At 53.5% G+C, this 24,312-nt stretch carries 23 protein-coding genes; 13 read left to right on the top strand and 10 right to left on the bottom strand.

Annotation, left to right across the window (positions count from 1 at the left end):
- Positions 1–60: 60 nt before the first annotated feature.
- Positions 61–948, top strand: coding sequence for an EamA family transporter (locus ABD035_RS04985; RefSeq protein ID WP_212712871.1), 888 nt, complete (start codon positions 61–63; stop codon positions 946–948).
- Between the two features lie 372 nt (positions 949–1,320).
- Complete coding sequence (locus ABD035_RS04980) at positions 1,321–2,079, top strand: DUF4145 domain-containing protein (RefSeq protein WP_343868157.1); 759 nt, start codon at positions 1,321–1,323, stop codon at positions 2,077–2,079.
- A 356-nt stretch (positions 2,080–2,435) separates the two neighbouring features.
- Here the strand turns inward: ABD035_RS04980 and ABD035_RS04975 are convergent, their stop codons facing one another.
- From ABD035_RS04975 to ABD035_RS04950, 6 genes are all read right to left on the bottom strand, one after another.
- A complete protein-coding gene (locus tag ABD035_RS04975) occupies positions 2,436–3,197 on the bottom strand; it encodes a hypothetical protein (RefSeq protein ID WP_343868155.1) in 762 nt (253 codons plus the stop codon).
- 489 nt (positions 3,198–3,686) lie between these two features.
- Entirely contained in the window at positions 3,687–5,318 is a 1,632-nt protein-coding gene (locus ABD035_RS04970) for a GMC family oxidoreductase (RefSeq protein ID WP_343868153.1), read from the bottom strand.
- Positions 5,319–5,360: 42 nt separating this feature from the next.
- Positions 5,361–6,848 (bottom strand): c-type cytochrome, encoded by a 1,488-nt coding sequence (locus tag ABD035_RS04965; RefSeq protein WP_343868151.1) that lies wholly within the window; start codon positions 6,846–6,848, stop codon positions 5,361–5,363.
- A 124-nt stretch (positions 6,849–6,972) separates the two neighbouring features.
- Positions 6,973–7,560: a sugar dehydrogenase complex small subunit gene (locus ABD035_RS04960; RefSeq protein WP_343868149.1), complete on the bottom strand. Its 588-nt coding sequence runs from the start codon at positions 7,558–7,560 to the stop codon at positions 6,973–6,975.
- Positions 7,561–9,462: 1,902 nt separating this feature from the next.
- Entirely contained in the window at positions 9,463–10,293 is an 831-nt protein-coding gene (locus ABD035_RS04955) for a fumarylacetoacetate hydrolase family protein (RefSeq protein WP_343868147.1), read from the bottom strand.
- Positions 10,294–10,759: 466 nt separating this feature from the next.
- The gene (locus ABD035_RS04950; protein ID WP_343868145.1) at positions 10,760–11,089 is read right to left on the bottom strand and encodes a YciI family protein; all 330 of its coding nucleotides are present in this window, start codon (positions 11,087–11,089) and stop codon (positions 10,760–10,762) included.
- 96 nt (positions 11,090–11,185) lie between these two features.
- On the opposite strand from ABD035_RS04950, the gene ABD035_RS04945 reads away from it, so the two are divergent.
- On the top strand, positions 11,186–12,094 hold the full coding sequence (locus ABD035_RS04945) for a LysR family transcriptional regulator (protein ID WP_343868143.1): 909 nt from the start codon (positions 11,186–11,188) through the stop codon (positions 12,092–12,094).
- On the opposite strand, the gene ABD035_RS04940 is transcribed toward ABD035_RS04945, so the two are convergent.
- Positions 12,044–12,988 carry a LysR family transcriptional regulator gene (locus ABD035_RS04940; RefSeq protein ID WP_212712865.1) on the bottom strand — a complete coding sequence of 315 codons (945 nt, stop codon included), beginning with the start codon at positions 12,986–12,988 and terminating at the stop codon, positions 12,044–12,046. The two genes, ABD035_RS04945 and ABD035_RS04940, sit on opposite strands and share 51 nt — an antisense overlap.
- 172 nt (positions 12,989–13,160) lie before the next feature.
- On the opposite strand from ABD035_RS04940, the gene ABD035_RS04935 reads away from it, so the two are divergent.
- Complete coding sequence (locus tag ABD035_RS04935; RefSeq protein ID WP_343868141.1) at positions 13,161–14,570, top strand: MFS transporter; 1,410 nt, start codon at positions 13,161–13,163, stop codon at positions 14,568–14,570.
- Positions 14,571–14,639: 69 nt separating this feature from the next.
- Here ABD035_RS04935 and ABD035_RS04930 read toward each other — a convergent pair whose 3' ends face one another.
- Entirely contained in the window at positions 14,640–15,380 is a 741-nt protein-coding gene (locus ABD035_RS04930; protein ID WP_343868139.1) for a glutamine amidotransferase, read from the bottom strand.
- 323 nt (positions 15,381–15,703) lie between these two features.
- Here ABD035_RS04930 and ABD035_RS04925 point away from each other — a divergent pair, with 323 nt between their 5' ends.
- Positions 15,704–16,339, top strand: a complete 636-nt coding sequence (locus ABD035_RS04925; RefSeq protein ID WP_212712862.1) for a carbonic anhydrase — start codon at positions 15,704–15,706, stop codon at positions 16,337–16,339.
- A gap of 166 nt (positions 16,340–16,505) precedes the next feature.
- Positions 16,506–17,096, top strand: a complete 591-nt coding sequence (locus ABD035_RS04920; RefSeq protein ID WP_212712861.1) for a malonic semialdehyde reductase — start codon at positions 16,506–16,508, stop codon at positions 17,094–17,096.
- Positions 17,097–17,199: 103 nt separating this feature from the next.
- Here the strand turns inward: ABD035_RS04920 and ABD035_RS04915 are convergent, their stop codons facing one another.
- A complete protein-coding gene (locus ABD035_RS04915) occupies positions 17,200–17,379 on the bottom strand; it encodes a hypothetical protein (RefSeq protein WP_212712860.1) in 180 nt (59 codons plus the stop codon).
- A 119-nt stretch (positions 17,380–17,498) separates the two neighbouring features.
- Positions 17,499–18,134 (bottom strand): HTH-type transcriptional regulator RutR, encoded by a 636-nt coding sequence (gene rutR, locus ABD035_RS04910; RefSeq protein WP_343868136.1) that lies wholly within the window; start codon positions 18,132–18,134, stop codon positions 17,499–17,501.
- 293 nt (positions 18,135–18,427) lie between these two features.
- On the opposite strand from rutR, the gene rutA reads away from it, so the two are divergent.
- The 7 genes from rutA (at position 18,428) to ABD035_RS04875 (ending at position 24,185) form a co-directional block, all read left to right on the top strand.
- The gene (gene rutA, locus ABD035_RS04905) at positions 18,428–19,519 is read left to right on the top strand and encodes a pyrimidine utilization protein A (protein ID WP_212712858.1); all 1,092 of its coding nucleotides are present in this window, start codon (positions 18,428–18,430) and stop codon (positions 19,517–19,519) included.
- Complete coding sequence (rutB, locus tag ABD035_RS04900; RefSeq protein ID WP_343868134.1) at positions 19,519–20,262, top strand: pyrimidine utilization protein B; 744 nt, start codon at positions 19,519–19,521, stop codon at positions 20,260–20,262. The genes rutA and rutB overlap by 1 nt, the downstream gene beginning before the upstream one ends.
- A 34-nt stretch (positions 20,263–20,296) precedes the next feature.
- Positions 20,297–20,683, top strand: coding sequence for a pyrimidine utilization protein C (gene rutC, locus ABD035_RS04895; RefSeq protein ID WP_212712856.1), 387 nt, complete (start codon positions 20,297–20,299; stop codon positions 20,681–20,683).
- Positions 20,684–20,695: 12 nt separating this feature from the next.
- Entirely contained in the window at positions 20,696–21,481 is a 786-nt protein-coding gene (gene rutD, locus ABD035_RS04890) for a pyrimidine utilization protein D (RefSeq protein WP_343868131.1), read from the top strand.
- 43 nt (positions 21,482–21,524) lie between these two features.
- Positions 21,525–22,028, top strand: a complete 504-nt coding sequence (gene rutF, locus ABD035_RS04885; protein ID WP_343868129.1) for an NADH-dependent FMN reductase RutF — start codon at positions 21,525–21,527, stop codon at positions 22,026–22,028.
- A gap of 54 nt (positions 22,029–22,082) precedes the next feature.
- Complete coding sequence (locus ABD035_RS04880; RefSeq protein WP_343868127.1) at positions 22,083–23,408, top strand: solute carrier family 23 protein; 1,326 nt, start codon at positions 22,083–22,085, stop codon at positions 23,406–23,408.
- A gap of 132 nt (positions 23,409–23,540) precedes the next feature.
- A complete protein-coding gene (locus ABD035_RS04875) occupies positions 23,541–24,185 on the top strand; it encodes a LysE family translocator (protein WP_343868125.1) in 645 nt (214 codons plus the stop codon).
- Positions 24,186–24,312 lie beyond the last annotated feature (127 nt).

The following is a 24,312-nucleotide window of genomic DNA, read 5'->3' as shown; positions in this document are numbered from 1 at the left end:
TAAATCGGCCAGCCATCACATAATCGTCAACTGATTTTTTTAATATAGGTTTACAACTCTGTGTGGTATCTCGCGATCGTTACCTTCCTCTGGGGATCCTCATTCAGTCTGACCGGCCATTTTCTGGCTGGCCAGGTTGACAGCTATTTCGCCGTATTCTTTCGGACGCTGGCAGGCACCCTGATCTTTGTTCCTTTTATGGTATGGCGTAATCTGCCGACGCGGTTAATTGCCGGGTTATGGTTCGCCGGTGCCCTTCAGTTCGGCGTCACTTATGCGCTCTCTTATCAGAGCTACACAATGCTGACGGTGCCGGAGATGTTGCTGTTTACCACCCAGACACCGCTCTACATCAGCCTGCTGAATAATGCACTGGAACGACGGTTTAATCCCTGGACGCTGGTCGCTGCGTTGTTTGCGGTCTCCGGCGGTATTGTCATTCACTACCATCCGCTCACCGGGCATTTCTGGAAAGGGTTCTGGCTGTTACAGCTGGCGAACCTGACGTTTGCCGCCGGACAGGTGATCTGTCGTCGCCTGCTGCTGAAATATAAGCCGGATGTTCCGTTGCCTAAGCTGTTTGGTCACTTCTTCCTGGGCGCGTTGATCATTACCGCCCCGCTCTATTACTTCTTCGGTCAGCAGGGCCATCTGCCACAAACCGGTGCCCAATGGACGGTGCTGGTTTATCTGAGTGTCGTGGCGACAGCGCTGGGCAGTTACTGGCTGGCAAAAGGCAGTACGCTGGTCTCGGTCGCGACGCTGTCGGTATTCAATGAACTGCATGTGCCGGTCGGACTGATTATTAATATGCTGTTATGGGGGAATGATGTTCCTGTGCTGAGGCTGATCGCAGGCTGCTGTCTGATTGCCATCGCTATCGGTATTAATTACCGTCATCCGTCACGTTCCCCGCAGCGCCCGGCACAACAGGAAGCCACAAACTAAGACTCACCGTCTTTTCCTGCCCTCCCTCCGGCACAACGCTACCTGCGTGCCGGAGGGATACGATATAAACCCCTGTTATTCCCCGCCAGTTGTTGCGGCATAAGGTATAGCCAGTGACTCAGGGGGGCGCCTGGAAAGCGGAAGCGTATCCTACATGAAACCTGTTTTTTTGAGCTGGCATGATGGGCTGCTGTGAGCGAGGAGCAAACGTTGAAAGGTTAAAATAGGCCAAGCAAAATTGCTACCTCCTAACGCATAATTGACCTCGGGATTACAAGAGAAATATAATCGGCAGAAAGTAGTTGAACCGATTCTACAATGCTATTTTATATGTTTAGCACTTTCAAAATGCTAATCCGTTGAGGTGATAAAATGACTGAAAAGGCAACGTTACGTGCAGAGTGCCCTGAATGCGCGGGAGAAAGAAACTGTATAGTAATCGGAGAAATAAAGCGGATTTGGGAGAGTGGTGACGGACGAAATTTTATACAATGGGGTACGGAATATCGTCTGTTACAATGCAAAGGATGTGACACGGTGTTTTATCATTCAAAATCGTGGGACAGTGAAGATATAGAATACGATTATGATGAAGAAGGTCAAACTGTTATCACTTCTAACTATAGATATGAAACCTATCCGAGAACACTTGAACACCGACCGCAATGGATTGAAAATATAGCAGCCATCGATTACCAACTTTACCTCTTACTTAATGAAGTGTATCAGGCCTATTATAATGAATCTTATATTTTAGCCTCCATTGGTTTAAGGACTGCCTTTGACCGCACTTCAGAGATTCTGAACATATTACCTGCATTACCTTTAGGGAGGAAAGTTGAAAAGCTTGCAGAGGATGGTTATATCGGTGAAACTGAGAAAAGTCAGTTACTTATAGTCACTGATGCAGGTAATGCTGCTGCACATCGCGCTTGGTCACCGACAAAAAGCGAGTTTAAATCCCTTTTAACAATAACAGAGGATTTTATTCGTCGGTCTGTACTTCGTGATGATGGCATTATTAAACTTGCCGGGAGAATCCCAGCTAAACAAAAAAGTATCGATAAAGACACTAATGCAGTCAATGTACTTCCCGAACTATTAGTACATTCTTATAAAAAAGATGAGTAACAATGCACACTTTCTCTGATAATCTAAGCCGAGAATGCGATATCGTGTGGCGAAATCAATATCCGTTCATTTGGCACCATTTTCGGTAATTCTAACGTTTGACATAATGACCATGGATTTCCATTGATGTGACAAATTATGACTGCTTATGGATCAGAGTAAACCTGTGTCCTAGTAAAGTCTGCTGTGAGCGAGGAGTAGATATTAGTGCAAAATATTAATATGAAATTCATAATGCCAAATGCACTTTAAATAAATCTTACAATTTACACATATGGAAGATGTAGAAAAAAGATAGCAATGGGGGTATTTTCTTCACATCTTCCAGTGTTATAAGCTTTGATTGGATGGTTAATTTAAGCTTTAACCCGCCTGACAAGAGTTTTACTGCAACCTATACTTAGAAGATGACGTCGAAGATTTTTATCAATATGACCATCCAAAGTAGTAATTAAAAAATCTATATCTTCAATAACTTTAAGAACATCCGTACTAGAAATTTTAGTGAGACTAACCTTTGGTCTATCACAATTATGAATGCAATCGTGTCTTCTCTGGATTAGTGAAGTATATCTGTTAGAGAGTTTTTCTAGCATAGATTTACGTTTTTTTTCTTTATCGGATTTGGATAGTTTTTTGTAATCTGTGGGACTGATCCCCATTAGCCGATGCTTCGCGGATTTGTTTATTAACCAGTCCTCCATCATCGACTTGGATAATATCTTATTTCTTTCATCCATAATATGGTTAAATAACTCTTTAATTTTATCAATTGAAAGCACGTTATCTTTTTCAATCAAATCACGCGCTGCATTTCTCCATTTCCAATTCGATGTTGTATTCTGAGCATTCACAATAGAGTTTATAGGCAACTTCAATGATTTTACCCTTGGGCTCAATTGAACTTTATCATCAATACTTTTTGCAATTAGAATTTTTGATAAAATATCTGCAAATGCATCACAAAAATATGCATCTAGTGCTCCAATCGCAATCATCCAAGAAGCTCTATATATATCATCCCTCAATGTTGATGCTGGTAATGAATCAGCATGAACCCTAAGAACATTTGCTCTATCAATATCTTGATTGAAATGGCTTAATGCTGTGCTTGGCATATAACTCCTATAATATAAATGAGAGACACTATAGTTTGAATTGAAAAAATTAAAAACACCACCATAATAATGGTTATTTTTTTATTGTTCCACTTGTAAATTCTATGCTACCTAACATTTGCGTATTTGCAACTTAAACAGTTTTCAATGTCCGCTCCTGCCATATAGCAAACCATCCAACTGTAAACTCAGGGTCATTACTGCCCTGCCTTTACCCTGGGTATGATTTGCCGCCTGGTACTAAACTCACGCGCAATGGTGCTGATACTGATCACGGCGTGGGTCCATGCAATCACCGTAGTTTTCTGTGCTTCCTTAAGAATGTTGCGGATGTCCTGACCTGTATCCGTAACAGTTGGGGGAATGCGTCACCGGCCGTGACTGCCAGTGAGGTGAAGACGCTGCGTAAAACCTTAGCCCGGTAACACGGGATGGTTCTTCCACAGCAGGCCCCGGTAACGGGGCCTGTATCATTCGCAGAAATAGCGATTAACCGTGCAGCAGATCGCGTTTAATACTGTCGGTTGCCCGCAGGGAAAGCGCCACCATACTCAGCGTCGAGTTCACTGTCCCGGCCGCTGCCATCGCCCCGCCGGAGGCAATATACAGGTTCTGGTGATCGTGGGTACGCATCCAGCTATCCACTACGGAATCTTTCGGATCATGCCCCCCGATAGTCCCGCCCATAATATGGTTATTCGGGTTAAAATACGGCGTCATTTCAATTTCTGTCGCACCGAACAGATTGGCAATCTGCATCAGGTGCTGGCGGGAAGAGACCGCTGCTTTACGCACATAATCCCCCACATCATAGGTGACATGCGGATACGGGATCCCCAGGCTGTCTTTACGCTGAGTACTCAGGGTCAGACGGTTGTCCGGGTTGGCCAGGACGTCATGGTTAACATAGATATCCATACCGCAGGCCGCACGGCGACGGATTTCCGCATCCAGTTTTTTACCCACCAGCCCCATCTGCAGTGCTTTCACTCCCGCTTTATGGTTCTGTGAGGTATTGTTCATCCCGATCTGAATCGCGGCATGCTCACTACGGAAGTCTCCATCACGGAAGTTAGTGATGGAACTCATCTGTACGGAACCCCCACCGGTCCAGATAGGCTCTGAGGCCTGGAAACTCATCAGGATCCCCGGGTGATCCATCATATTTCTGCCGACCATGTCCGAGCTGTTGGCAATACCGTTCGGGTTACGATCATTGGCGGCCAGTAATAACAGTTTCGGTGTTTCGATACCGTTACCGGCCAGTACGAAAGTCCGCGCCGTCACGCGATGCGAGTTCTTATCCGGATCGTAATAGTGCAGAGCCGTAATGTTATTATGCTCATCGGTTTCAAACCGGTAGACCACCGCATTCGGCAGAATTTTTGCACCGGCTTTTTCTGCTTTAACAATACTATGGATACCATTGAACATGGCACCGATAGGACAGATAGGCATACAGTTGTTATTACCACAGCACTGCGGACGTCCGTCATATGGGCGGCTGTTACGGCCCTGGGGGACCGGCGTATTTTCATACCCGGCGGTGGCGACCACCTCGGTGAAGCGGCGATCGGCGGGACCATAAGGCATCGGTTCCATCGGGAACGGCTTCTTACGCGGTGCGACATATTTCAGCGTTGTGTCATTCGGGCCATTGACCCCAATCAACACTTCGGCACGGTAGTAATAATCTTCTAACTCATCATAGGTCACGACCCAGTCACGCCCGACCCCATAGGTGGTATGTAACTGAAGATCATGCGGCAGGAAACGCCAGCATGACGCCGCCCAGTGCCAGGTGGTTCCCCCCACCCCTTTGATCATTCCCTGACGGAAGGCAGAGGCATCCGGACCGGAGACTTCCGGATAATTATTGTAAGGGTTTAACTGCGGATGTACCGCCCAGGGCTCGGCCGGATAAGGCGTCGCATAATCGGATTCTGATTTATTCACCGGCGGCATATTACGCCAGTTTTCGACCACTTCTCCCCTTTCCCAGCGCGGACCGGCATCCAGTACCAGTACCGAAAGACCGGCTTCCGCCAGCTCTTTGGCTACCGTACCACCACAAATCCCCGCGCCTACCACTACCACATCAGCGCTATATTGCTCAGACATAACCACCTCGAAATACTACAAATTCGTAAAATGACGGCACGTTCAACGACGTTTGCGTGACAGCCGTACCACAATAAGGACAATGATCAGTAGCACGATAATGCCGCCGATCACCGAACCGGCCGCGGCATAGCGTGCAAGGAACGGTTGCGCTCCGCCTTCGCGCAGGGTCTTAACCTCTGCTGCAGTGACAGACAGCTGCGGATTACCGAACTGCTTAAAGATGTAGTTGCTGAGTTTCGCCACCTGGTCATCATTCAGGGACTGTACATCCGAGCCCGGACCAAATGCCGGCATCAGCACTTCTTTGCCGTTCACTTCACGCTGCACACCAAACAGGATGGCCGACACCAGGTTATTCGGGGTATTTCCGCCGGTCGCCGTGTTATGGAACAGCGACGGATAGAAGCCATCGGCCGTGCCGGTACCGGAGGTCTGGTGACAGCTGGCACAGGTGGTGTCATACAGGGCTTTACCGGTAATATCTGCCGGAAGAGCGGAGCCCATCGGCTGCGTTCCGCGAACATCCGAATCCCCTGCCATCCCCGCCGGGCTGCCGAAATCGCCGGTCGCTTTCGCCTGACCCGGATGACTCACCGCCGGCAGACTTTGCAGATAGGTCACGATGGCACTGATATCATCATCGCTCAGATGCTGAAGACTGTTGGTGACCGCCTCCGCCATCGGACCGGCCGCCTGTGCTTTACCTTCCACATGACCGGTTTTCAGGTAAGTCATCAGCTGATCACGCTGCCAGCTGCCGATACCACTCAGCGGGTCGGATGTCAGATTAGGCGCATACCAGCTGCCCAGTGCGGCACCGCTGAGTTCGGCACTGCCGGTTTCTGTGCCCATCATAATATTGCGCGGGGTGTGACACTCGCCGCAGTGCTCCAGGTTATTCACCAGGTACTTACCGCGGTTCCAGGCGGCGCTCTGTGACGGATCCGGCTGGAAAGGTTTTTGTTTCAGGAATAGCAGGTTCCATCCCCACATCGCCTGGCGCAGGTTAAACGGAAAGCCCAGGGAGGTGATGCGGTTAGGTTGTTCGACGGGCTGAACACCGTGGGTAAAATAATAATACAGGGCATGCACATCCTGATCGGTCAGACCGGCATAGGAGGTGTAAGGCATGGCCGGATACAGATGGCTGCCATCGGCACGAATACCGTGACGTACCGCATTTTCAAACTGCGCTTCGGTATAGTTACCGATACCGTAGGTTTTCGACGGTGTAATATTGGTGGAATAAATTACCCCCATCGGTGAATGGATGGCGTATCCCCCGGCGAAGGTCTTTTTAGTCTGTGGATCCGTATGGCAGGCCGCACAGTCTGCCGCGACCGCCAGATACTGCCCCTGTTTCAGCAAGGCATCGGCACTGTTTTCGACCGCAGGTTGATGAACCGGTACTTCTTCAGCAGCATAGACCGGCAACGCCCCTGTCACGCCACAGCCAAGGCAGAGCGCCAGCAGCTTTCGGCGAAAGTTCCCCGTGGCGCGTTTCCTTATCGACTTTTGATATTTCACATTCACTCCGCATAAAATTCTGCCTTCAACCAGACTGTTACGGGTAACAGTTGCAGACTGATCCGTGACAGACAGAGATCAACCCCGGTTCAGGTTGTCAGGCCGGAAAGGTTTTTTGTTTTATTTAAAAGTTCAGCAGGCGATCAACCGGGGGAGGATCTGCAGTCCAGTAATCCGGGCCATTATGGGCATAGGTCGGGATCACCATTCCGTCACGCGGTACCTGATACATCAGCGCATTCTGGTAGCCGTACACTTTCGCGTGATGGCTGTTATCGGTAACTCCCAGATACCAGCCCCTGATCACAGACATCATCAGATCATGCAGGGGCTGGCCCTGTAACTGAGTATCCAGGGCTTCCACATCCTGCGGTTGCTTATCGGCTATCCACTGGTTCAGGGTGGCCAACCGGGTCACAAAGGCAGGGTCCTGCTCGCTGAAAGCCATATACAGACGCTCACCTAAGGTCACATCCAGGCTCTGATGACCGGTCAGAAAACGGGAAGTCTTCAGAAACTGATTCAGTGTTGCGCTATCCGGCTGAGGGGTAGCGGGTGCAGCACTGGCACTATTGGCCAGAGTTGTTCCGGCGATGGCAGAGCCGATAGCAAAGCTGGCTACCAGCCCCCCGGTCTGACCGAAAAGACGGCGACGACGTAACCCTTCCTCACTCAGAGTCTGCTCTGTGGCGGGATTTTTTTTATTGTCCATAAATTTCCTTGATGCTTATTGTATGATTCAACAGCGCCAACAATACTCACGCATCACCATACTATCCTTAGGGACAAGTAAAAATCTCAAAAAGTAACGATATACTTACAAATACATAAATTAAATTACATTTAAAGTTAACGAAAAAACATCAATGTGAATTTTAAGTTACCTGTTATGGGTGGTTGAATTTTACACACATCAATAATCTACTGATAATCAAGGAAATAAAAACATCTCACAGGCCGTTGTTATTTCCTGTCTTTTTATCGAGACGTGGTTAATTATTCAGCATATCTGCTGGATGATATTTCCGATAACAACTGCACGCAAAATAAACACATAATTAATGCTTAACACTTTTGACTCATCACAGTTACCCCCCTTTTGATTACTGACACCTGCCGGCGCGGCGATCGGGGCGTACCCTATTTATTATTGATGCCTGACCCGCAATCACTGGGGGGATGCCCGGGAGTATGTCTGATCGGGAGGGTGAGAAACGGAAGCCACTGCCATTGTGCTGGTCGTTAGGGAGCGTTGTGCAGAGTTTATCTCACGCCCCGGGTTTACCGCGGCTAATCGTCTACAGTATTTCCACCAGCGTTTTTGTGCAGGTAACAGAACACTATTGAGGCAATGGAACAATACCTTTCATCGTACATCGCGCCTGCCGTCACTTCTTTTACGCGGGGAGCGACAGGGATAAGTGATGGCCGCAGTCTTCAGCAACCGGCGTCACGGATACCGGTAATAACGCACACGTCCCGGTGGAGAATCCGATCTGTGTGTCTGTTTAATCTCTGTCCATGTAAACGATAATTACGGTAACCCGCGATAACCTCAGTTTCCTGCCACAGACCCTACGTGAGATATCACGGTGATTTCATGCTTTGCTGAGATTAATAGCATCCCGGCATCTGTGCAGAATCCTTCCGCTCGGCCGGGAGGCCTTTAGCGGCAGGATCAGAGCATTCTTGTCAGCAAAGGACAGTATTTCGTCAAAAGGCGTTCATAGATTAGTCAATAATGCCCTGTGCACCCGTATAAATGAGGTTTTTACGGCATACTGTATATATATACAGTATTCATATTGATTGAGGTAGTGACCTGTACCGGGGATCACGAAATCCATCGGTGAAGACAGTGCACACCCCATAAGGGCCGGGCCGGACGATTGGCTAAAGGTGACTTCAAGGCAGTCTATTACCCCGGGCGGCAGCGGATACCGATCATCGCCGCCAGGGCTGCAATGGGCGATATAAGCGTATGAAACCCGCAGCAGCGTCTGCGGTCAGAGAATCCGGTCAGGAATCACAAAGGACGTCAGTGCAGGTAATGCAGACAGATGACCGGCGCAGCGCGGGACACTCCCCGGGAAAGTCGCTGGCTATGTCCGGTCAGAAACCTCTGCCCGCCTCTGCGCCGGTAATGTTTTGCCTGAAGGTTCAGGACGGTCCAGGGAAATGACCGGCACCGTGCGGGGCACTACCGGGAGAATCGCAGGCTATTTCCGGTCAGAAACCTCTGCCCGCTTCTGCGTCGCAAATGTTTTGGTGGAGGGTTCTGGACAGACCAGACAGATGATCGCCACCGTGCGGGACACTCCCCGGGAAAGTCGCAGGCTATTCCGGTCAGCATACTTTGCCCGCCTCTGCGTCATAAGTGTTTTTGTGGAAGGTTCGGGACAGACCAGGGAAATAACCGGCACTGTACGGGACACTACAGGGAAAATCGCAGGCTATTTCCGGTCAGAAACCTCTGCCCGCCTCTGCGCCGGTAATTTTTTGCCGGGCCTGTGACCTAATCGGCGGCAAAAAAATCCGGCCAGAGACCGTAATATAGCCGCTGGCCGGACAGGATGCCCTGCTTCAGATAACAGAGCATTTACCGCAGAAAGGGTCAGGCAATCGTGTGAGCCAGGGTACCAATCTTGCTGATTTCGACCGAGATATGGTCGCCCGGGAACATAAACAGTTGCGGGGTACGCGATTTACCCACACCGCCCGGAGAGCCGGTGATGATCACATCGCCTGGCGCCAGAGGAGTGAAACAGGTCACGTAAGCAATAATGTCCTGCACGGTATGGATCATATTGGCCGTGGAGTCATGCTGTACCTGCTGATCATTCAGGAAGGTTTTGATATCCAGCTGCTGCGGGTCCGGGATCTCATCGGTGGTGGTCATCGACGGACCAAAACCGCCGGTGGCCGGCCAGTTTTTACCGGCGGTGAACCAGGTAAACTGCATATCACGTACCGTAGCATCCATAAAGCAGCTGTAGCCTGCCACATACTGCAGGGCCTCACTGGCCGGAACCTGATGTGCATTTTTTCCGATAATCACGGCCAGCTCGCCTTCATAGTCGAACTGCTCACTGCTGGCAGGTTTCTGCAGCGGTGTGTTATGTGCGGAGAGCGTATCGGCAAAACGGACAAACAGCGTCGGTGCCGGGTTAGTTTCGCCAAACTCTTTACGCTTTTCGGAATAGTTCATCCCGACACAGAGAATTTTCCCCGGATTTTCGATCACCGGTAAAAAAGTAATTTCGTCTGCCTGGTAATCTGCAGGTTTATCAGATAGCGCAGAAATTTCGGCTAAGGCGCCGGCAGTCAGTACTGCTTTAAGATCGCTGTAATCCACATATTTACCAGCATCAATGATACCGTCTTCCCGGATGAGACCGAAACTGTGCTGGTCATTATTATTAATTTTAAAACTGCATAACTGCATAGTAATTTAGTTTTCTTATGATTGTGAGGGTCCCCATATTATTACGATTGTGACGCAGCAGATCCAGCAGGAAAATGCTTTCAGTTGAACATATTACGTCTAATCCGCCCGGCCTTACCGGCAATGATGACCACATCCCACTGATAAATATAATTATTTTTTAAATAATCAACAATAGTTGATCCCCCTGAAAAACCGGCCCGCTGATAACATTAACTACTGAAAAATGAAGAAATTAAAATAAAACTCCCCGGTAAAGCGCGGTTTTGACGGCAACAAAAAGTTTAATCCGCTACCGATTAACCGTCCCTGATAATAATTAGCCACCCGCCCTGTTATTGTTAACTTTTCGTTAAATAAAAGCGGTGATTGCGATGCATCCCGAAGGACTTCGGGCGCCCGTAAACCTCTGCCAGCGGACGAAGGTACAACGGCCCCGGGCCCGGGGTCCGTCATACACCGGTTATCAGCCTGCGGTCTGGTCCTGCAACACAGGCGGTAATACGCCGGAAGAGACCTCTGACAGGCAACCGAACAAGGGATCCCACTGACAGATATCCAGCGTGACGATCAGGTTCTCCCTGCTGAACGGATCATCTTCAATCCATTGTCTGACCTGCTGTTCACTCTCCGCCCTGAAAATCAGTAACCCGGCGCGCAGCACTGACCCTTTTACCGGCCCCGATGCCAGCAGATGCCCCCGGGTGATCAGCCCGCGAAGGTAGCTGACATGCTCAGCAACATACTGCCCCCACTCCTCACCGTCCGGGTGCTCCATTCTGACTACAAAAATCATAATTACCTCCTCAATGACAGGATCCACAGTGTAATAAACTCAAACCAGTGGTTAAAATAGCCATTATTTGTTTTCACAAACCACCAGGAGTTGTTAATGCCGGATAAACTGACCGGAATGCAGGTCTTTGTTGATGTCGTTAAGACTGGTTCATTTGTTGCTGCAGCCGGTGTCCGCGGTCTGTCCCCGCAGATGGTGGCCCGGCATATCACCGCCCTGGAACAGCAGCTCGGGGTTACGTTACTGTCCCGTACCACCCGGAAACAGAGCCTGACCGCCGCGGGGGCCGACTACTTCCGGCGCTGTGAAATTATCCTCGGAGCGGTCGAGGATGCTGAAAGACAGGTGAAATTCGACGTCACTCAGCCCGCCGGAACCTTAAGGATTAACAGCCCGGTGACCTTTGGCCGCTATTCTCTGATACCGTTTATCGCCGATTTTATGCGCCGTTACCCGCAGATCCGTATCGAACTGACGCTGTCTGATACGGTGATCTCACCGCTGGACAACGGTATGGATGCGGTGATCCGCATCGGTGAGCCGGATCCGTTACTCAGGCTGGTGGCAAAACCGCTGACCCCGTACCGGCTGATCCTTGCCGCGGCCCCGTCATATCTCGATCACTACGGGGCCCCGCTGTCTCCGGCACAGTTACCGCAGCACCGTTGCCTGGGCTTTTCGCCGTGGCTGGCCGGCGAGATACAGGAATGGACACTGACCGATGGCCGTCAGATCTGGCACACTGACGTCAGTCCGCCACTGGTGATCAATGACTGGGGAGCCCTGGCAGAGGCCGCCACCGAAGGACAGGGTATTCTGGCCGGCCACCGGCAAGCATTAGCGGGCTATTTCCGGCGTCAGCAACTGCGGCCCGTGCTGCCGGGCTATCACTTTCCGGACCAGAAAATGCATCTGCTCTACCCGGCGCGCCGTGGCACCGAGGCCAGACTCCGGTTACTGGTGACTGAACTCAGCCAGTGGTTCCCGCCAGCAGACGGTGCGTAATTGCTCACGCAGCCAGCGGTGGGCGGGATCTTTATCCGAGCGTGGATGCCACATCTGCGATACCGTGATCCCCGGGACTTTCACCGGAAGTTCGAACCGGCGCAGGGTCCCTTCACCCGGCAATGCGGAAATTCCGGGGTAATTCTGTAAAAAGGAGGCCGGTACCTGGGCGATAAGTTCCGAGCCAGTGACCACCGCCAGTGCCGGCGCGAAGCCCGGCACCACGGCGACCACTTCCCGTTGAAAGCCGAGTTCGGCCAGTGCACTGTCTATCGGCCCGCTGTATTTCCCCCGTCTGGATGAGGCAATATGCGGCCAGCGGATATAGTCCTCCAGCGTGATCCGGGGGAGCTGTGCCAGCGGATGATGGCTGTTGACCACCCCGACAAACCGGTCACGGAACAGGGCCTGCAGGCGGATTTCCGGTCCCGTCTCTCCCGCCACGCCGATTTCAATATCCACCTGTCCCTCACGCAGCTGACTGACATTTTTTTCCGGCTTTGGAATAAAGCATAAGCGTACGCCCGGGGCCTGTTGCGCGACCACCGCAATCAATGCCGCCCCGAATGCACTGATAAAGCCGTCATTGGCCCGCAGAATAAAGGTTCGCTCCAGTTCCGGCAGGCATAGCGCCGTGGTGTCCGGCCGCAGCAACTCTCTGGCGGAAGAAACCGTTTTCCGGGTGCGCTCACGGATCTCCTCGGCATAGGGCGTGAGCACCATCTCCCGTCCGGCCCTGACCAGTAACGGGTCGCCGGTCACCGACCGTAAACGGCTCAGTGTACGGCTCATTGCGGAGGCACTCAGCCCGAGCCGGCGGGCGGCACCGGCCACCGAACGGGTCGTCAGCAGCATATCCAGAGCGGTTAACAGATTAAAATCAGCCTCGGCCATCGTGCGTTTTCCTGTCGAATTTTCAATCATGGCGTTGTGTGCACTATATAACTGCAAACAATGCACCTTCCGCCTGCTATCCTGAGAGAGTATATTCCCCACCTCTACAAATCAATGCGCAGACCGGATTGCATTTCCGGTCGCAACAGAAGTAACCGCGGAGACATTTAGCATGCTTTTTTCTGATATGCCGGGCGATGAAGGGCTGCCCGGACGACAACGCCGGCTGGCAATGATTGCGGTGATGATGACCACGGCGATGACCGTCTTTGATGCATCGATGGTCAATGTTGCCCTGCCACAAATTGCCCGCGCGATGAATGTCCGGGCCTCTGAGATTATCTGGGTATCCAACGGCTATCTGTTAGCCGCCGCCATGACACTGGCTATTTTCGCCGCGCTGGCCCCGCGGGTGGGCTACCGTGTTCAGTATCCCTGCGGCCTGCTGGTATTTACACTGTCTTCGCTGGGATGTGCCTTATCCGATACCCCGCACACGCTGATAGCAATGCGCATTCTGCAGGGGATCGGCGCCGCCGCGACCCTGAGTATCGGGCCGGCCGTGCTGCGTTCGGTGTTCCCTAACCGGTTACTGGGCCGTATTCTCGGTATGAATGCGCTGCTGGTTGCCTCAGGAACCGCCATTGCGCCCTTACTGGGCGGTACCCTGCTTTCAGCGTTCAGCTGGCAGTGGCTGTTTGCCATTAACCTGCCGCCGGGTATTCTGGCAATTATTCTGGCCATGCGTGTACTGCCTGAGCGGGCAAAAAAAATTACCGAGCCTTTCGACATCCCGGGCGCTTTCCTGTCGGCCATTGTGCCCGGCAGCCTGATCATGGCTGCGGACAGTTTCGCACTGCACGGCGGGCAGTCATTAACCGCAGATAACGTACTGCATGCCGCCGGTTTCCTGGCACTGGCACTGGCCGCCGGGACCGCGTTTATCTATTGTGAACGCCGGGCCAGTAAACCGTTATTACCGCTGTCTATCTTCTCATCATCCCGTTTTTCACTGGCGGCCCTAACCTCGATGGCGTCATTTATCAGTCAGGGGATCACGTTTATCGCACTGCCGTTCCTGTTCCAGAACGTGTACGGCTACAGCGCGTTTATCTCAGCATTACTGTTTACCCCCTGGCCTCTCGGCATCATCCTGGCCGCCCCTCATGCCGGGCGTCTGTCTGACCGCTTTCCGCCGGCGCTGATCTCCACCACCGGACTCTGTATTTTTGTGACGGGTCTGGCCCTGCTGGCTACCCTGCCGGAACATGCCAGTGTCCTCAATATCTGTCTGCGCAGCCTGGTGTGCGGTATCGGTTTTGGTTGTTTCCAGAGCCCGAACAACCGCGAAATGCTATCCAACGTGGCGCGGGAAAACAGCAGCTATGCCTCAGGAACACTGGCCATTATGCGGATGTTCGGGCAATGCATGGGCAGTGCCGCCATCGGTGTGATCCTCGCACTGTTCAGCCAGCAGGATCTGCACAGTGAAAGCCATGCCGTGCATATTGCTCTGTGGGTTGCCGTCACGTCCTGTCTGATTGCGATTATTGTCAGCGTCAGCCGCATTCGTCGTCCCTGATACTTCACCCCCGGGAGGACCCGGGGGTGACCGGTACGGGTCCCGGGGTTCCGCGCGTGACCTGTCCGGTCAGCAGCCTTCCGTACTTCCTTCCGGCAGATGATGTGCAATAAAACGCTGCAGGATCCCGGTCGCCTCCGGGGTTTCCGTCATCTGCGCCAGAATGGCATCGGTATCCCTTCCTTCCTGGCCGAAGACCGTCCGGTTCCTCTCTGTCATCGCCCTGGCGGCCGCGACCGGGAATTCCGGATGAAACTGGGTGGAAACCGCATATTTCCCGTAACGGATGATCTGATGGGGGTCGATAGCCGACCGGCCAAGTACCTCAGCCCCTGCCGGCAGCCGGGTCACCGATTGCATATGTGTCAGATGCGCCGGGAAGGTGGCGGGTAAATTCTGCAGCAGAGGATCGGCCGCTGCGGCGGCGGTCAGGCTGACCGGTAAACATCCGGTTTCGCGGATACAGTCAAGATACCCCACCTCGCCACCCAGGGCATGAGCCATCAGCTGATGTCCGTAGCAGACCCCCATCAGCGGCATCTCTGCGATTATCGCCTGGCGTATCCATTCGGCAGTGGCCTCACTCCACGGCAGCCGATCCGTCACCATCGCCCAGGAACCGGTAATAACGGCCAGCCGCGCGGGGTCCGGTGGCGGTAACGCTTCCCCTTCAAATACCCGTACCACCTGGATGGCAGATAACGGCAGGCCCATGGCCTGGCTGAACCACTGTGGTAAATCCCCGTACTGCTGACGGATAGCTTCCGGGGGTGTCCCGGTCTGAATAATGATCACTGCTGACTGTGCCATAAAATTCCCTGTGTCATGGTTATTTCTGCGGATAGTAATAGCCGGAAACCGTGGCTATCACAACCACCTTATTACCCGGGCAATGCGCCGCCGGGCAGCCACCCCGGAATGACGTGACACTGTCACACAACCCAGTTCCTCCCTGCCGGGCAATGGGCGGTCAGACAAGCCCCGTATTCCGTGCAGTACAGGCCGCAACCCGGGGTCACATTCCGGGCGCTGACTGTTTTATCGCCGCCTCCGGGGGCATTTTCCTGCAGGGACTTTCCCCGTACCGGTAATCGTTCTATGATTAAGCCGAATTTTTATTATTTGGGCGTGTTATGAAAACGATTGTTGAAGGGTTTCTGAACTTCCAGAAAGAAGTTTATCCGGAGCGTAAAGCGCTGTTCCATAGCCTGGCGGCCAGCCAGAATCCAAAAGCTCTGTTTATCTCCTGTTCAGACAGCCGTCTGGTTCCTGAGCTGGTGACTCAGCAGGAACCGGGCCAGTTATTTGTCATTCGTAATGCAGGCAACATTGTGCCGTCCTTCGGTCCGGAACCGGGCGGTGTGTCTGCCACCATCGAGTATGCTGTGGTCGCGCTGGGTGTCCGCGATATCATTATCTGCGGTCATTCGAATTGCGGTGCGATGGGGGCTATCGCCAAATGTCAGGATATGCACACCATGCCAGCCGTCGAGCACTGGCTGCGTTATGCCGATGCGGCAAAAGCCGTGGTGGACAAAAACGACTACCCGGATGAAGAGCATAAAGTCAGTGCGATGGTTCGGGAAAACGTGATCGCGCAGCTGAATAATATTAAAACTCACCCGTCCGTGGCTGTGGCCCTGCGCAATGAAAAAATCCGCCTGCATGGCTGGGTTTATGATATTGAAAGTGGTGAAGTTCAGGCACTGGATCGCGGCGGCAAAAAGTTTGTGTCGCTGGCCGAAAATCCGGGTACCTGTTTCGAATAAGTTTTACCGGCATTCGCCGTTTGTCACTGCGGGCCTCCGGGTCCGCAGTGTACACCCGGAAGTCATCTGCGTCAGACAGGTTCGGTGCAGTGGCCCTGCAAACAGGCCGCACCGATGACCGGACGGGCCGGCAGAGAAAAATAGTGGTTCATTTAGGGAGAATGCGATGAGTACACCGGTTGACAGATCTGCTCTTGATACACTTTTCCATCAGGCACGTACCCACAGTTACTGGCAGGATAAACCGGTAACGGATGATATTCTGCAAAGACTGTATGAACTCACCCGTCTGGGTCCCACGTCGGCTAACTGTTCCCCGGCCCGATTCGTGTTTGTGAGATCCGAGGCCGGCAAACAGGCACTGAAACCCGCCCTCTCTTCCGGGAATATCGAAAAAACGATGGCTGCACCGGTCACCGTGATCGTGGCCTCTGATATGGCATTCTATGAGAAGTTACCTGGCCTGTTCCCTCATGCCGACGCCCGCAGCTGGTTTACCAGCAGTGAAAGCCTCGCACGGGAAACTGCCTTTCGTAACAGCAGTCTGCAGGCCGGATATCTGGTGGTGGCTGCGCGCTCGCTGGGGCTGGATGTCGGTCCGATGTCAGGGTTTGATGCGGAGAAAATTAACGAAGTTTTCTTTCACGGCAGTGACTGGCAGGTCAATCTGCTGATCAATATTGGCTACGGAGATGACTCGAAACTGCATGGCCGCTTACCGCGTCTGGATTTCGACGACGCCTGCCGTTTTGCCTGATAAAAACCACCCGGAGAGCGAAGTGAATCCGCTGTCCGGGAGATCCTCCGGCCACAATACGCACAGCTCATTCCAGTAGGATAACCGCAACAGCCGTTGCTGTTTACTTCTGTTCATCATTTGTCCAGGCCGGATCCAGATATCCCGGGCCAATGCCGTATAACCCCATGATCGGGATCATCGACTCGAGCAGCAAATGACTGTCTCTTGCTCTTTCCGCCGCCGGACTCCGTGTTGCCAGACCGGAGAGTCGTTTTAACTTCTGCCATAAAACCGATGCCATGATAGTTTCCCCGCTGTGTTCTGATAACACCAGTACAGCCTGAAAATCGCCTTAAGGGAAATATCAAATTTATCGCTGTTATGAACTAAAATCGCATTACTACCCGCCCCCCTGGCCATTCAGCGGGGGCGTAATCCTTCGGTGATCACCTGCTGAATACTGTCCAGGGTTTGTTCAAAAAACACCGCATCCTGTAACGTTTTTCCGGTGATCGCCTCTACCTGGGTCGCAAAATCGGCATAGTGCTGAGTGACCGACCACAACATAAAAATCAGATGCCAGGGGTCGATAGCGGTCAGTTGCTGACGTTCGATCCACAGGCGGATCAGCGCGGCTTTTTCGTCCACCAGCGCCCTCACCGGCCCGGTCAGTTCTTCTTTCAGTACCGGTGCGCCCTGCAGCATTTCCAGGCAAAACAATCGCGAAGCGCGGGGATGGTCCCGCGAAACTTCCAGCTTCAGGCGGATATACTGACGGATAGCCTCCAGCGGCTGCTGATCGGCCTGCAATGCCCGCAGGGGGGCCAGCCAGACCGCCAGCAGATCCTGCAGTACCGCCAGATAGAGCTGCTTTTTAGAGGGGAAGTAGTAGAGCAGATTGGTTTTAGAGATCCCGGCGGCTACCGCGACCTGTTCCAGCCGCGTGCCATGCAGGCCAAACTGAGAAAACAGCATCAGAGCCGCATCGGTAATGGCAGAACGTTTTTCCGCGGTCGTCCGGCGGCGGCGCCCGGAATTTTTTTCTACAGCGTTCACTCAGACCTCGTAATTTCTGACTTTTCCGCATCATAACAGAATCCCCCGGTGCCCTCCCATCGCAGGGCTGCCCTTTTTTTGCACAGTCGCCTGAAAAACGTGCATCCTTTTTTACCAAATGGTCCACTTTAACCCTCTTCTGTTTGCATTATTTTTACATCTCTTTGTTTTAATTAATCTTTAAAACATGGCATACGCCTTGCATTAACTTTTACGCGACGACAGTACGGAGTTGCAGGATGCACCGCCGCCAGTAGGTTAAACCCGTGATCATCTTTCAGACGAGGTGTGGCATGAAGATAGGCGTATTTATCCCGATTGGTAATAATGGCTGGCTGATTTCTGAAAATGCTCCCCAGTATCTGCCGGATTTTGAACTGAACAAAACCATCGTGCAGAAGGCCGAGCATTATCAGTTTGATTTCGCGCTTTCAATGATCAAATTACGCGGCTTTGGCGGCAAGACCGAATTCTGGGATTACAACCTGGAATCGTTCACCCTGATGGCCGGCCTCGCGGCCGTAACCTCCCGCATTGAACTGTATGCAACCGCCGCCACGCTGACCCTGCCTCCGGCCATCGTCGCCCGGATGGCCACCACCATCGACAGCATTTCCGGCGGCCGCTTTGGCGTCAATCTGGTGACCGGGTGGCAAAAACCGGAATATGACCAGATGGGCCTGTGGCCTGGTGAAGAGTATTTCTCCCGCCGTTATGACTATCTGACCGAATACGTCACGGTATTACGTGACCTGTGGGGCACCGGTCAGTCCGATTTTAAAGGCGATTTTCTGACCATGAATGACTGCCGGATGAAGCCTCAGCCGCAGAAACCGATGAAGGTGATCTGTGCCGGTCAGAGCGATGCCGGTATGGCCTTCTCCGCCCGCCATGCTGAATATAACTTCTGCTTTGGTAAAGGCGTGAATACCCCCACCGCCTTTGCACCGACGGCTCAGCGGATGCGTAGTGCCGCAGAGGCCGCCGGCCGCGAGGTGGGATCCTATGTGCTGTTTATGATCATCGCCGATGAGACCGACGACGCCGCACGCGCCAAATGGGAGCACTATAAGGCCGGGGCCGATCAGGAGGCCCTGGCATGGCTGACCACCCAGAGCCAGCAGGACACCCGTTCCGGCCAGGACACCAATGTCCGGCAAATGGCAGATCCGACATCCGCCGTCAATATCAATATGGGCACACTGGTCGGTTCCTACGCCACCGTCGCCCGACTGCTGGATGAAGTGGCCACCGTGCCCGGCACTGAAGGCATTTTGCTGACATTCGACGATTTTGTGCAGGGTATCGAAAATTTTGGCCGGGAAATCCAGCCGTTGATGACCAGCCGCAGCGGTGCTGTTAATGCCATGCAGGAGGTAGCCTGATGAATACTGTGAACTGTACAACCACCCGTCATCTGAATAATGTCGTGCTTACCGCCGAACCGGAAGCGATCGCCTTTCCGCCGGAGCAGACCGCATTGATTGTGGTCGATATGCAGAACGCCTATGCCACGCCGGGCGGTTATCTGGACCTGGCCGGATTTGATGTGTCTGCCACCCGCCCGGTGATCGCCAATATTAAAACGGCCGTGGCCGCCGCCCGACAGGCGGGTATTAAAATCATCTGGCTGCAGAATGGCTGGGATGATCAGTATGCGGAGGCCGGTGATGCCGGTTCGCCCAACTTCCATAAATCCAATGCACTGAAGACCATGCGCCGTCAGCCCGAATTGCAGGGCAGGTTACTGGCCAAAGGCGGCTGGGATTATGCGCTGGTGGATGAACTGGTCCCGCAACCGGAGGATATTCTGATCCCCAAAATCCGCTACAGTGGCTTTTACAACACCCCGCTCGACAGCATGTTGCGCAGCCGGGGGATCCGCCACCTGATCTTTACCGGCATTGCCACCAATGTCTGTGTGGAGTCGACCCTGCGCGACGGCTTCTTCCTGGAGTATTTCGGCATCGTCCTGAAGGATGCTACCTACCAGGCCGGTCCCCCATCGGCCCATGACGCTGCCCTTTTTAATATCCGTACCTTCTTTGGCTGGGTGTCAGATGTCAGCAGCCTGTGCTCTGCGCTGGGACAGACCTCCGCCGCCGGACTGACCGGCACCGCTGCCTGAGCGTTTTTTTTACTGTAAAAATGAGGAAACTACGATGCCAAAAACTGTCATTACCCCTGCCGGTACCGGTACCCCTCTGGCACCGTTCGTGCCGGGCACCCTGGCGGATGGCGTGGTCTATGTCTCAGGGACCCTTCCGTTTGATGAACATAATAATGTTGTCCATGTCGGGGATGCAGCGGCCCAGACCCGGCATGTGCTGACCATCATTAAAAGCGTGATTGAAACCGCCGGCGGCAGTATGGATGACGTGACTTTTAATTCCATTTTCATTACCGACTGGCAGAACTATGCCGCGGTCAATGAAGTTTATGCGGAGTTCTTCCCCGGCGAAAAGCCGGCCCGCTACTGCATTCAGTGTGGTCTGGTAAAACCCGATGCACTGGTCGAGATTGCGACTATCGCGCATATCAGTCACTAAGAGGCCACGCCTATGCAGATTGAAATCAGCGGGCTGAGTTCCCCCGGGGCCCCGGTGCTTGTACTCTCTGCAGGACTGGGGGGGCTGGGCAGTTTCTGGGCCCCCCAGCGGGCCAGCCTGCAGGCCCGCTACCGGCTGGTGACCTATGATCATTACGGTACCGGTAATAATCCGGCCACGCTGCCGGAGCCGTACAGCCTGCAGGAGATGGGCCGGGAACTGGCGGATGCGCTGACGGCCCACGGTATTCAACGTTTCAGCCTGCTGGGGCATGCCCTTGGCGGACTGATCGGTATGCAGCTGGCGGCGGACTATCCTGAACGGGTGATAAGCCTGGTGGTGGTGAACGGGTGGCTGACCCTGAATGCCCATACCCGGCGTTGTTTCCGGGTCCGTCAGGATCTGCTGCTGAACAGTGGCGTGGAAGCCTTTGTCCGTGCTCAGCCCCTGTTTCTTTACCCTGCAGACTGGCTGGCCGCACATCAGGAACAGGCAGAGGCCGCCGATAGCCATCATCTGCAACATTTTCAGGGAACCGGTAATCTGCTGCGACGGCTGTCGGCATTGATGGCCGCAGACTTTAGTGCAATGGCCGCCGCGCTGACACTGCCGGTGTTACTAATATACAGCCAGGATGATCTGCTGGTGCCCTGGGACTGCTCCCTTGAACTGGAGGCCGCCTTACCGCAGGCAGAGTGTATCGCCATGGCGCGGGGCGGTCATGCCATGAGTGTGACCTGCAGCGAAGAGTTCAACCAACGACTGCTGCCCTGGCTGCAGCAGCATGCCACCGTCTGACCGGGCCTGACCGGAGCAGGTGATAGCCACCGGAGAAATCACTATGACGATCCCCCCTATCGAACAACAACAGTTCCGGAATGCGATGTCCCGGCTGGGTGCCGCCGTTAATATTATTACCACCGACGGTCCGGCAGGCCGTGCCGGATTTACCGCCTCGGCGGTATGCAGTGTGACCGATACCCCGCCGACACTGCTGGTCTGTCTGAACCGGTCGGCCTCGGTCTGGCCGGTGTTTCAGCAAAATGATGTGCTGTGTGTGAACACGCTGGCCAGTGACCATGAAACACTTTCCGGGTTATTTGGCGGCAAAACCCCGATGGAAGATCGCTTCCGGGCCGCGCAATGGTCTGTACTGACCACGGGTTCGCCGGTGCTGGCCGGGGCCGTGGTCTCCTTCGACTGTAAAATTACCCATAGCGTGGCGGTGGGTACGCATGAAATTTTGTTCTGCGAGGTGCTGGCACTGGCCGGTGACCCGCTGACCCACGGCCTGGTCTGGTTTGACCGGCGCTACCACCCGCTTATCCGGCAGGATGCCTGTTAACATTGCCCGTTTTCGGGGTTCATTGCTTTTCCACTCTCACGGAGTACAGCGTCTATGAACTGGTTTCCTGTTTGGCGAAAAAAAACGGCATTACCCGAAGGTGGCGTGATCGCCCCCGATGAAACCCTGCCGGCCGGCCCGACCCTGATCCTCGGGTTACAGCACGCGGTGGCGATGTTTGGTGCCACGGTGCTGATGCCCCTGCTGATGGGGCTGGACCCGAACCTGAGTATCCTGATGTCCGGCATCGGTACGCTGTTATTCTTTGTGATCACCCGTGGCCGGGTGCCCGCGTATCTCGGGTCCAGTGCCTCATTTGTCGGTGTGGTGATAGCCGTCACCGGATTTACCGGTCAGGGGCTGAATCCGCATCTGGGCCTGGCGCTGGGGGGGATTATTGCCTGTGGTGCCGTCTATGCCGTTATCGGGCTTATCGTGATGAAAACCGGCGCGGGCTGGATAGAAAAGTTGATGCCGCCGGCCGTCACCGGTGCCGTGGTCATGGCAATCGGCCTTAATCTGGCACCGGTCGCTATCCATAGTGTGTCCGGATCCGGGTTTGATAGCTGGGTGGCGGTGATCACGGTGGTTTGTATCGGCCTGGTGGCGGTTTTTACCCGCGGAATTGTACAGCGGTTATTACTGCTGACCGGCCTCTGCCTGGCCTGGGCCATCTATGCCCTGCTGACCAACGGTCTGGGGCTGGGGAAACCGGTGGACTTCTCCGCGCTGGCCTCAGCACCATGGTTCGGGCTACCGGCGACCACGGCACCGGTATTCGACCTTCAGGCGATGATTATGATTGCGCCAGTGGCGATCATCCTGGTGGCCGAAAACCTCGGTCATCTGAAAGCGGTCGCCGGTATGACCGGTAATGATATGACCCCCTGGACCGGGCGCGCCTTTTTTGCTGACGGTCTGGCGACACTGTTATCCGGCGCAGTCGGGGGCTGTGGCGTTACCACCTACGCCGAAAATATCGGCGTGATGGCGATCACTAAAGTCTATTCCACGCTGGCCTTTGTCGCGGCGGCCGTGATCGCCCTGTTACTCGGTTTTTCACCGAAGTTCGGGGCCTTAATCCACACCATTCCCGCACCGGTGATTGGGGGAGCCTCGGTGGTCGTTTTCGGTCTGATTGCGGTTTCCGGGGCACGTATCTGGGTACAGCATCAGGTCGACCTGAGTCGTAATAACCATCTGATCATGGTCGCAGTGACGCTGGTGCTGGGTGCCGGTAACTTCTCCCTGAATATCGGCAGCTTTACCCTGAGCGGTATCGGTACGGCGACCTTTGGTGCCATCCTGCTCAATGCTTTCTTAAGTTATCCGCGTAAAAAAACCGGGCAAGATACCAGCCTGCCCGGCCGTGCCCGATAACCTTCACTTCCACGCCGTTTCTTACCGCTTCACCCCGGGGCGGTAAGAAATTTTCGGTGACGTTAATTAAAATTTAGTTAACTTTCTGCGATAGTATCCTGCACAGACCCCTTCTATCTTACTGAGGACACGATGTTCGATATCACCAGCTATAGCTTTTTTGTGTTATCTGTTTTTCTGCTGTCAGTCATCCCCGGCCCGGATATGGCTTATGTGATCGGACAAAGTGTGGTCAATGGCCGACGTGCCGGACTCTTTTCTGCCAGCGGCGTAGCGCTGGGGAGCTGTACCCATGCGCTGGCCAGTACCCTGGGACTGACCGCGGTGATCGCCGCGTCACCACTGATGTTTTCGATAGTGAAATTTCTCGGTGCTTTGTATCTGGTCTTCCTCGGGGCAAAGATGATCCTGTCGACCTTCAGGAAACAGGCCTCATCCCCTGCAGAAAAAGTGGCTCCGGTGAACGGCATTGCCGCCGGCAGTTTGCTGTGTAAGGGCTTTATCACCACACTGACCAACCCTAAAGTATTACTTTTCTTTATCTCTTTCTTCCCGCAGTTTGTTACACCGCATGGCGCGCATCAGACGGCGTCTTTCCTGATCCTCGGTATGACTTATGCCCTGGTCGCCTTTATGGTCGATATCTCCTGCGCACTGCTGGCCGGCGGAGCTTCTGATAAATTTGCGGGAAATCAGCGTTTACAGCGGGTGATGGACAGGATAGTGGGGACCGCCTTTATCGGTTTAGGGATCCGCCTGGCGCTGACACGCCGTTAGGAGCATTCCCGGAAGCCGATGCCGGAGAGTTAACAGGGGAATGCCACGCATTCCCTTTTTTATACCGGTTTCATGCCAGAGATGAACAATAACGGATGGCCGGGCGTTATATTATAAGCCATGGCAT

It is taken from the genome of Tatumella terrea (genome assembly GCF_039523755.1).
Classification (GTDB): domain Bacteria; phylum Pseudomonadota; class Gammaproteobacteria; order Enterobacterales; family Enterobacteriaceae; genus Tatumella; species Tatumella terrea.
Note: the sequence above shows the minus strand (reverse complement) of the source record. Positions and strands in the feature narration are given on the sequence as shown.